Here is a 10,384-nt window from a genome sequence, read left to right as displayed (position 1 = left end):
GAGTTTGGACCGTGTCTCAGTTCCAATGTGGCCGATCACCCTCTCAGGTCGGCTACTGATCGTCGCCTTGGTAAGCCGTTACCTTACCAACTAGCTAATCAGACGCGGGTCCATCCTGTACCGCAAAAGCTTTGATATTTTTACCATGCGATAAAAACATATTATCTCGTATTAGCATACCTTTCGGTATGTTATCCGTGTGTACAGGGCAGGTTACCCACGCGTTACTCACCCGTCCGCCGCTCTTCTCCGAAGAGAATCGCTCGACTTGCATGTGTTAGGCACGCCGCCAGCGTTCATCCTGAGCCAGGATCAAACTCTCAAATAAAAGTTGTTACCTGCTCAGACTATCATTATCTGAATATCTGGCTTGGTTGTATTCGATTCTTTTAAGAATCATTAGTTATATAAATTAACCTACTGTTTAATTTTCAAAGTTCATTTTCTCGACTTACTTATCTTACCAGGTTATTAACCTTTAGTCAAGATTTTCTTTCGTTTTATTTTTCGTCCGTATCTCTTGGACAAGTAATACTTTATCACCTTTCTAATTATTAGTCAATATATTTTTTTAATTTTTTTGTAATATATTTTAAAAATTTATTTGTGTAGGATTTTATTAACATTACTAAGTAGTGTTATATTAAGTAAAACTCTTTCAATCCATTTTTTATCCACATTATCAACTAATTTATTAACTTTTTTAAATTTTATCTAAGTCATAATAAACAATAAAAAATTTACTTTAATTAAGCAATGTATCGGCAAAGCGCCATGTCATAACGCCTTATCCAATTACATAAAAAAAGCATAGATTAATCTATGCTATTATATTACTTATTATTAAATAAATATATTTATACTTTTTTAATTTATATATTTGTAAAATATTTTATTTAAAAATATAGAGTTAATATATGAAGTAATCCCAAATCCAATTACCATATAAAAAAATAATATATATCCAAAATAATCAACTAATGAAAACATCAATATTATACATAATAAATTCATAGTCAACATTATTATTGTATAAGGTAGGTTTTGTATTGATATAAGAATAGAATTTACTATAGTATTTTTTATAGTGTTATTAAATTTAGATATAATAGGAAATACATATGTAAAGTTAAATAAAAATATTATCCCTACTATCGTAGATATAAGCTTTAACATTACCCCCAAAGTTTTATCAGATATTAAATTAGATATGTGAAAATCTAGTAATAATACACTTCCAACTACTATCATTAATATCCATACTACAGTGCTAATTTTAAAATTCTCTTTAAATCGTTTTATAAACTCTTTAGTAACATGTACATCTTCATCTTTAACCTTTTTTAAAGCTACAGAATATGTCGCTGTTAAGGATGCTCCTATTGTTATAACTGGTATACTAAAAACTATGAATAAAAAATTTAACACTACTATATCTGTTATCTCATCTAACGTTTCCCAAAACTTTCCACCATATCTAAATAAATTATCCATAAAAAATCCTTTCTATTAGTTGTAATCATTACTTAAAATTATTCTTATTTTCCAAATTTATTTATCTAATTTAGAAGTTGATTGTCTTACAAGCAGTTTTCCTTCAAAGATTTTGTGTTGATTTTTACTTTTCTTATTAATTAAGTCAAATAATATCTTAGTGGTTTCCTTTGCCATTTCTTCAATAGGTTGACGTATTGTTGTTATAGATGGATTATAATAGTATGTAATATCTAATCCATCAAATCCTACAACAGAGTAATCTTCTGGTATCCTTTTTCCAGACTCTAGTATAGCTTTACATGCTCCAATGGCCATGCTATCAGAAATTGCATAAATCGCAGTAAATTCTTCTTTAGAGTTTATAAGTTCTTTAGTTAGGTTATATCCATTCTCCATACTATATGAATTAGGGCTATCCCAAGTATATCTAATTAACTTTTCATTTATTGGGATGTTCCTACTTCTTAAAGACCTTCTATATCCTTCTAAACGCAAATTGCTTATACTCATATCTGTACTATATGATGCTAAAATTGCAATTTTTTCATGTCCATTATCGCATAAAAAATCTACTATCTTTTTACTTTCATATACATCATCAACTGATACCGATGAATATAAATTTTTATCTACATTATCTGTTATAGCTATTGTACTTAGTACAAATGGTATTTTTATTTCTTGTAACTTATCCTCTTGGTGTGAAAAGGATCCACCTAAAAATACTATTCCTTTTAACCTTTTTTCTTTTATAAGCTCTAAAGCTACCTCGACCTCATCTTGACTAGAATCTACCCTATGTAATATAAATGTATATTTTCTATTTTGTATTTCTTCTTCAAATACTTTTATCATATTTTGAAAAAATGGGTTATCTATACCTTTTATTAATACTCCTATAGTTTTCGTATCTGAAAGTTTTAGATTTCTAGCACTATTATTTGGAATAAAGTTACTTTCTTTTATTACTTCCATAATCATTCGTCTAGTTTCTTCATTTATATCTGGATGATTATTGATGGCCCTTGATACCGTACTTACCCCTACGCCACATTTTTTTGCTATATCTTTAATTGTGATTGCCTTCATATCAACGGCTTCCTTTCAATTTAATTTTTTAATATATTAGCACATCAAATAATATATTTCAAAATCATTTTCTTCCATATACCTTTGTTAACATCCTTATTTTTTTTATTAAGTTCTTAGAGAAACAATTTGATTTCATTCTCCATTTCCAGTTATTACCTAATGTAGATGGTACATTTATTCTAGCTTCATTACCTAATCCTAAATAATCTTGTACAGGTATTATACAAGTATTAGCCACACTTCTCATAGCTAAACATATAAAATCCCAATGTATTATACTTTCCCTAGTATATTTATTATTCATGTAATTAACACACATTCTTTTATCTTGTGGACTAATTTCTTTATACCAACCTCTAATTGTACTATTATCATGAGTCCCTGTATATACTATACAATTTTTTTCATAATTATGAGGTAAATAATCACTTTCTTCCCTTGAATCAAAAGCAAACTGTAGAATTTTCATACCAGGGTATCCTGTATCTTTCAAAAGTTGTTTTACACTTTCTGTTAAAAAACCTAGGTCTTCTGCTATTATTTCTACATCTCCTAATTTTCCTTTAATATATTTAAATAAATCTAAACCTGGACCTTTTTCCCAAGATCCATTTATAGCAGTTTTTTCTCCATATGGTATAGCATAATACTCATCAAAACCTCTAAAATGATCTATCCTTACAACATCATATAATTTAAAAGAATACTCTATTCTTTTAATCCACCACTCATAATCTGTATATTTATGATATTCCCAATAATACAGTGGATTTCCCCATAATTGCCCTGTTTTCGAGAAACTATCTGGAGGACAACCTGCTACAGCTGTAGGAATACAATCCTTATCTAATTGAAACAACTCTGGGTTAGCCCATGTATCAGAACTATCTAAAGCTACATATATAGGGATATCTCCTATTATGGATATTCCTCTTTTATTTGCATAAGCTTTAAGCTTGCTCCATTGTTTAGTGAATAAGTATTGTTGATACTTATAAAACACAATATTATCTTTTAACTTTTCTTCATATTTCAATATAGCTTCTTCTTTTCTTGATCTAATATCATCATCCCACTCTATCCACGACTTTGAACCAAAATAATCTTTTATCGACATGTATAACGCATAATCGTGTAACCACCACTTATTCTTTTCACAGTATGCTTTAAATATTTTATTTTTACTTATGTTACTTCTTTCATAAGCCTTTTTTAAAATTTTAAATCTTGATAAATATATTTTTTCATAATCTATATATTCATTGTTACTTCCCCAGTCATAACTATTACATTCTTCTTCAGATAAAAGTCCTTCTTTAACCAATTCATCTAAATCTATAAAGTATGGGTTTCCTGCGAAAGTTGAGAATGATTGGTAAGGAGAATCACCATATCCTGTAGGTCCTAGAGGCAGTATTTGCCATAGACTCTGACCTGTTTTTTCTAATATATCTACAAAATCATAAGCTTCTTTTGAAAAACTACCTATTCCATATTTTGAGGGTAAACTTGAAATAGGTAACAACATCCCACTTCTTCTCATAATCTCTCTCCTCTACCCCTTATATTATCCTTTAACAGCACCAGCAACTACTCCTTCTATTATGTGCTTTTGACATATTAAATAGAAAATTATAATAGGAATGATTGCTAATACTAACATAGCCATCATCGCACCCATATCTCTATTTCCATTAGAACCTACTAACATTTGAATTACTACTGGTATAGTTTTGTATTTTGTAGATAAACCTATAACTAAATAAGGTAGTAAGTAGTCATTCCATATCCACATAGCATTTAGTATGGCAACAGTGATTGCAGTTGGTTTTAAAATAGGAAGAACTATGTAAAAATATGTTTGTAAAGGATTACATCCATCTATCATAGCAGCTTCTTCTATTTCTAGTGGAATTGATTTTATAAAACCACTAAACATAAATATCGATAATCCTGATCCAAATCCTAAATATAACGCTACCATACCTAACGGATTTGCTAGATGTAAAGTATCAGCTAACTTTACCATCGGGAACATTACCATCTGAAAAGGTACTATCATAGAAAATACAAATAAGTAATACAACACACTTGTAAATTTACTCTTTACTCTTGTAATGTAATATGCTGTCATAGAAGTAAAAAGTAAAATTACTACTACTGACATTATTGTAATAAAAAATGACCATCCAATAGCACTTAAAAACCCTGTTTTCTGTAAACCATTAATATAATTTGTGATACCTACAAATGTTTCTGCAGTAGGTAAGGAAAAAGGATTGTCACTTATAAAGAATTTTCCCTTAAATGAATTTACAACTATAAATATAATCGGTGCTAAAAATACTACTACTAATGCACAAAGTATAATAAATACTATATTGTCTCCTACATTCTTTTTTCTAGCCATTGTGTTTTGCATTACTGTTCAACCTCCTTCTTTCTAGTGAAGTATAATTGAGAAAGAGCTATTACCGCTACTATAACAAAGAATATAACTGCCTTAGCTTGACCAACACCCTCATAATTATTTCTTCCATAGAATGTATTAACTATATTAAGAGCTAGCATTTCTGTTTTATGCATTGGGGCTCCATTAGTTAATGCTAAGTTTTGGTCAAATAACTTAAAGCTATTTGATAAAGTTAAAAAAGTACAAATTGTAATAGATGGCATTACCATTGGTATAGTTACATTTTTTAGCGTCTGCCATTTTGTTGCTCCATCAATTTTTGCTGACTCTATTAATTCATTAGGCACACTTTGAAGCCCAGCTATATAAATAATCATCATATATCCTATCATTTGCCAATTCATAAGTATAATTAATCCTATAAAGCCATACTTTTGATTAGCAACAAGAGTTGTTCCATAATTAGCTAAAAATGAATTTATCATAGACTGCCAAGTATACCCAAGAACTATCCCACCTATTAAGTTTGGCATGAAAAATACAGTTCTGAAAAAGTTTGTCCCTCTTATCTTTTTTGTTAAAAAATAAGCAAGGGTAAATGCAAGTATGTTAACTGTTATAATAGATATAATTGTAAATATCGTAGTAAATCCAAAAGCCTCAACAAACCCTTGACCTGCTGAAAAAGCCTTTTTATAGTTTTCTATTCCTACAAATGTTGCATCACTTATTGTAATAAACTCACAAAAAGATAAATATAAACCTGTTATAAAAGGAATTATAAATGCAATAGAAAATGCAATCAGAGTTGGAATTAGGAATATCGGAAAGTATTTTTTTAGTGCTTTTTGCATAATGTTCCCCCTAATATTAATAATTTTAAACTTCTTATAACAAATTAGTTTAAAGAAAAAGCTTAAACCATAAACAAGCATTTCTCTCATCAAATAAATAGGATTTATCCTAAATTATATTAACGATATTATACTGTTATCTATGGCTAAGCCCTTTCACTTACAAATCAAATTAATTCAAAATTTATTTAGATGCTTCTTTTTCACTTGCCCATTCTTCAACTACTAATTTCTTAACATCTTCCCACTTCATATTTCCATTACAATACTCAAGTAATGCTGCACCAAAATCATCTTTAAATGTTTGGCTAGGGAAAGAAGTAAAGTTCCAGTCTACATTGTATAAATCTTTATTTCCTAAATATTTTAAAACTTCTTTAGCTAATGGATCTTGAGGTGTTTCTGAATCTTTAAAAGTATTAAATGGAGCTATAAAACCTAATTCATTTGTTACATGATTTTTACCTGTATCAGAAGTGAATAACCATTCAACAAATTCAATTGATGCTTTTTGATCTGCTTCTGAAGCTTTACTATTTATAGAGAAGAAATTTTCTGTTCCTATACAAAGCCCTTGTTTTTCTTCACCTTCAATACCTGTATATATCGGCATAAATTTAACATTTTCTGCTTTAACAGTATTTCCTTCAACTTCTGCTATTTGACTCCATCCCCAGTTACCATTTTGAACCATTGCAGCTTTTCCAAGTGCAAATTCAGCCATTGAGTCTGAAACTGTCTTGCTACCTAATAAGGCAGGTTCACAAGTTGAGTTATTTATGTATAAGTCAAATATATTTTTAAAGTTATCTGAATAAGTAAAATCTATTTTGTCTAAGTTAGATACTCCCTTATCTTTATATTCATAATAAACAGGAAGATTCGCTAAATGAGTCTGCCATCTCCAATCTTCACCAGGAGTTAGTGATGTAGAAGCAAATACTCCATCTATTCCTAATTGATCTTTTTTAGATTGCATATCTTCTGAAACTTCTTTTAATTTTGTAAAATTATTTATTTCATCTATTGATTTAGCTTTTGCACCATCTAATGCAAAGTATTTATCCATTATTTCTTGGTTGTATATTATACCATACCCTTCCTCAACATAAGGTATACCGTACACTCCATCCCCATCTTTTATAGCCATATCTTGATTTAATAATTTACTATAAAGATTTGTATCTTTTAAATCAGCACAATACTCTTTCCATGATTCATATCCTACTGGACCATTTATTTGGAATAATGTAGGAGCATCTTTTTTAGCTATTTCTGACTTTAATGTTTGTTCATAAGTTCCACTTGCAGCTGTAACTACTTTTACTTTTACACCAGTTTCTTTTTCATAATCCTCAGCAATTTTCTTCCATTGTGATTCTGATTCTGGCTTGAAGTTTAGGTAATATACTGACCCCTTACCATCTTCCTTAGCTGTACTATCATCAGAGGATGAAGAACATCCTGTTAGTGCTGCTGTTGTTAAAACTGCAGATAAAGCAATTGTTACAAACTTTTTCAATTTAATCATAGTAAATCCCCCTTTTTTAATTTTCATCCCTTTGAAGCCTTACTGGTAACGTTACCGAAAACGTTACTGATATCGGTTTCCTGACCCTTTACTTAAATATTATCATCTACAATTCTCAAAATCAAGAAATTATTCTTTTATACTTTGTCCTTTATTGTGATCATATGCTGTTTTATAATTGACTTTTCTACTGTAACTTCCAAATATCTTTATTATACTGATTTATAGTTCTATCTGAAGAAAAATAACCTGCTTTACTTATATTAACTAGCATTCTTTTTGCCCACTTATTTCTATTTTCATATTCTTTAAAGACTTCCTCTTTCTTTTTGCAATACTCATTAAAATCTAATAAAGCCATAAACCAATCTTTCCTTATTATTTCTTTATATAGCCTAATAAGATTTTCTTCACATCCAATGTGCATTAACTCTTCACTAACAATAAAATCTACTATTTCTTTTATATTTTTATCCTTTATATAAATATCAAGAGGGTCATAATCTCCATTTTCATAGTGTTTAATTACATTATCACTCTTCTCCCCAAATATAAATATATTATCATCTCCAACAAGTTCATGTATTTCTACATTAGCTCCATCTTCTGTACCTAGCGTTAATGCTCCATTTAGCATAAATTTCATATTACCAGTTCCACTTGCTTCCTTTGAAGCTAATGAAATCTGTTCTGATATATCGCATGCCGGTATTAGTTTTTCTGCAATAGTAACATTATAATTTTCAACCATTACAACTTTTAAATATTTACTAACTTCTTCATTATTATTTACAAGTTCTTGTAAACATAATATTAAATGTATTATATCTTTTGCAATAGTATATGCTGGGGCAGCTTTTGCTCCAAATATAACTGTAATAGGAGTTTTTGGTGTATTCCCTTGTTTAATTTGCAAATACTTATAAATTACATATAATGCATTCATTTGTTGCCTTTTATATTCATGTAACCTTTTTATTTGTATATCAAAAATAGAATTTTCATCTATATCTATATTTTGAGTCTTTTTAAGATAATTTTTTAATTCAACTTTATTAGAATGTTTTATATCTAATAACTTTTGAAGTACTTTTTCATCATTTATATATTTTATCAAGTCTTGCAATTTTTCTGCCTCAGCTTTAAATTCATCCCCTATCAATTCTTCTATAAACTCTGTTAATAGTGGATTACAATGAATAAGCCATCTTCTAAATGTTATTCCATTCGTTTTATTATTAAACTTTTCAGGATAAATTTTATAAAAATTATTTAATTCATTATTTTTTAATATATTAGTATGAAGTGACGCTACTCCATTTACGCTAAAACTATAGTGTATATCTATATGAGCCATATTTACATTATCATTTTTATCTATAATGTACACAGACTCATCTTCATAAATTTCTCTAACTCTATCATCTAACTCATTTATTATAGGTATAAGTTGTGGAACAACCTTTTCTAAATATTTAATAGGCCATTTTTCTAAAGCTTCAGCTAAAATTGTGTGGTTAGTATATGCACATGTTTTAGTTACAATTTTTATAGACTCATCTAATTCTATTCCTCTTTCAACTAATAAACGTATAAGTTCTGGTATAATCAAAGTCGGATGAGTATCGTTTATCTGTATTACTGCATATTCATCTAAGTCATGTAAGTTGCTTCCTTTTGCCATACACTCATCTAATATATATCTAGCACCATTACTTACCATGAAGTATTGTTGATAAATTCGAAGAAGACGACCTTCTTCATCACTATCATCAGGATATAAGAATAAAGTAAGATTCTTTTCGATATTATCTTTATCAAAATCTATACCACCTTTTACTATGCTTTCATCAATCGTTTCTATATCAAATAAATGAAGTTTATTAGTTTGATTATTATATCCTGTAACATTAATATCATAAAGTATAGATTTTAAAGTAAATTCCCCAAAATTAATATCATAAGTCGTACTGGTTTTATTCAACCACCCGACCTTATCAATCCATTCATTTTTTTCTTCTGTTTGTAAGTTATTATTGAATACTTGTTTAAATAAACCAAAATGATAATTTAAACCAATACCATCTCCTGGAATCCCCAAAGTTGCTATAGAATCTAGAAAACATGCTGATAATCTACCAAGACCACCATTTCCTAAAGATGGCTCAGGCTCTATCTCTTCTATCTCAGATATATTTTTTCCATGCTTTAATAAGATTTCTTTTACTTGATCATATATACCTAAATTTATCAAATTACTAGATAATAATTTTCCTATCAAGAATTCTGCTGATATATAATATAATTTCTTTTTGCCTTGATTTTTGATTACTTTTTTCTCGCTAAGCTCTTGAACTAATTCTAGTAATGCAAAATAAATTTCCTCATTTGAACAATCAGATATGTCTTTATTAGTTTTTAATTTTAGGCCTTCTGATAAATTCACCTACAATCCCCCTTTTTATTGACTAAATATTTTATTTAGCAATTTTGGAAACGTTATCGGAATCGTTTCCAAAATTGCTAAAATTTTTACTCTTAAGGTAATTGTAGTTTATTAAACTTTTTTTCACAACATATTTTTTTAATTTGCATTTTTTTTATAAATTTATTCCAATATTAAATACTTAAAATTTTTATATTTTTGAACGCAAAAAAAGATTACGTGGCTACGTCTTACTCTCCCAGGAGGTCGCCCTCCAAGTACCATCAGCGCTAAAGAGCTTAACTTCTGTGTTCGGTATGGGAACAGGTGTATCCTCTTTGCTATAATAACCACATAATCTTTATCTTTTAGAGTTAATACTCTGAAAACTGTATATCATCTAGAGTTAATCATTTTATTCTTAGCAACCGAAATCTTCCTTATTAAAATTTTAATAATGATTTGGTTGGCGATATAAACCTTTAGGTTTATTTTGGTCAAGTCCTCGACCTATTAGTATCGATACGCTAAATACATTACTGCACTTACACCTTCGACCTATCAACCAGGTA

At 28.8% G+C, this 10,384-nt stretch carries 7 protein-coding genes and 3 rRNA genes; all 10 read right to left on the bottom strand.

The annotated features are described in order from the left end of the window. Window positions 1–328 (bottom strand): 16S ribosomal RNA (locus I2H23_RS14890); the annotation flags it as partial. A 539-nt stretch (window positions 329–867) separates the two neighbouring features. Next, on the bottom strand, window positions 868–1,494 hold the full coding sequence (locus I2H23_RS14885; RefSeq protein ID WP_195582029.1) for a YesL family protein: 627 nt from the start codon (window positions 1,492–1,494) through the stop codon (window positions 868–870). 57 nt (window positions 1,495–1,551) lie between these two features. After that, window positions 1,552–2,586, bottom strand: coding sequence for a LacI family DNA-binding transcriptional regulator (locus tag I2H23_RS14880; protein ID WP_195582027.1), 1,035 nt, complete (start codon window positions 2,584–2,586; stop codon window positions 1,552–1,554). A gap of 64 nt (window positions 2,587–2,650) precedes the next feature. Further along, window positions 2,651–4,132, bottom strand: a complete 1,482-nt coding sequence (gene malQ, locus I2H23_RS14875; protein WP_195582026.1) for a 4-alpha-glucanotransferase — start codon at window positions 4,130–4,132, stop codon at window positions 2,651–2,653. Window positions 4,133–4,156: 24 nt separating this feature from the next. Continuing rightward, on the bottom strand, window positions 4,157–5,011 hold the full coding sequence (locus I2H23_RS14870) for a carbohydrate ABC transporter permease (protein WP_092923317.1): 855 nt from the start codon (window positions 5,009–5,011) through the stop codon (window positions 4,157–4,159). Then, a complete protein-coding gene (locus I2H23_RS14865) occupies window positions 5,011–5,856 on the bottom strand; it encodes a carbohydrate ABC transporter permease (protein ID WP_092923315.1) in 846 nt (281 codons plus the stop codon). Before I2H23_RS14865 ends, I2H23_RS14870 begins: the two co-directional genes overlap by 1 nt. 184 nt (window positions 5,857–6,040) lie before the next feature. Further along, window positions 6,041–7,387: an ABC transporter substrate-binding protein gene (locus I2H23_RS14860; protein ID WP_195582024.1), complete on the bottom strand. Its 1,347-nt coding sequence runs from the start codon at window positions 7,385–7,387 to the stop codon at window positions 6,041–6,043. 187 nt (window positions 7,388–7,574) lie between these two features. Beyond that, window positions 7,575–9,833: a glycogen/starch/alpha-glucan phosphorylase gene (locus I2H23_RS14855; protein WP_166506047.1), complete on the bottom strand. Its 2,259-nt coding sequence runs from the start codon at window positions 9,831–9,833 to the stop codon at window positions 7,575–7,577. A gap of 217 nt (window positions 9,834–10,050) precedes the next feature. Then, window positions 10,051–10,167 (bottom strand): 5S ribosomal RNA (rrf, locus tag I2H23_RS14850). A 138-nt stretch (window positions 10,168–10,305) separates the two neighbouring features. Continuing rightward, a 23S ribosomal RNA gene (locus I2H23_RS14845) occupies window positions 10,306–10,384 on the bottom strand; the annotation flags it as partial.

The sequence above is a fragment of the Romboutsia sp. BSD2780061687b_171204_C1 genome, from assembly GCF_015560225.1.
Lineage (GTDB): Bacteria > Bacillota > Clostridia > Peptostreptococcales > Peptostreptococcaceae > Romboutsia_C > Romboutsia_C hominis.
Note: the sequence above shows the minus strand (reverse complement) of the source record. Positions and strands in the feature narration are given on the sequence as shown.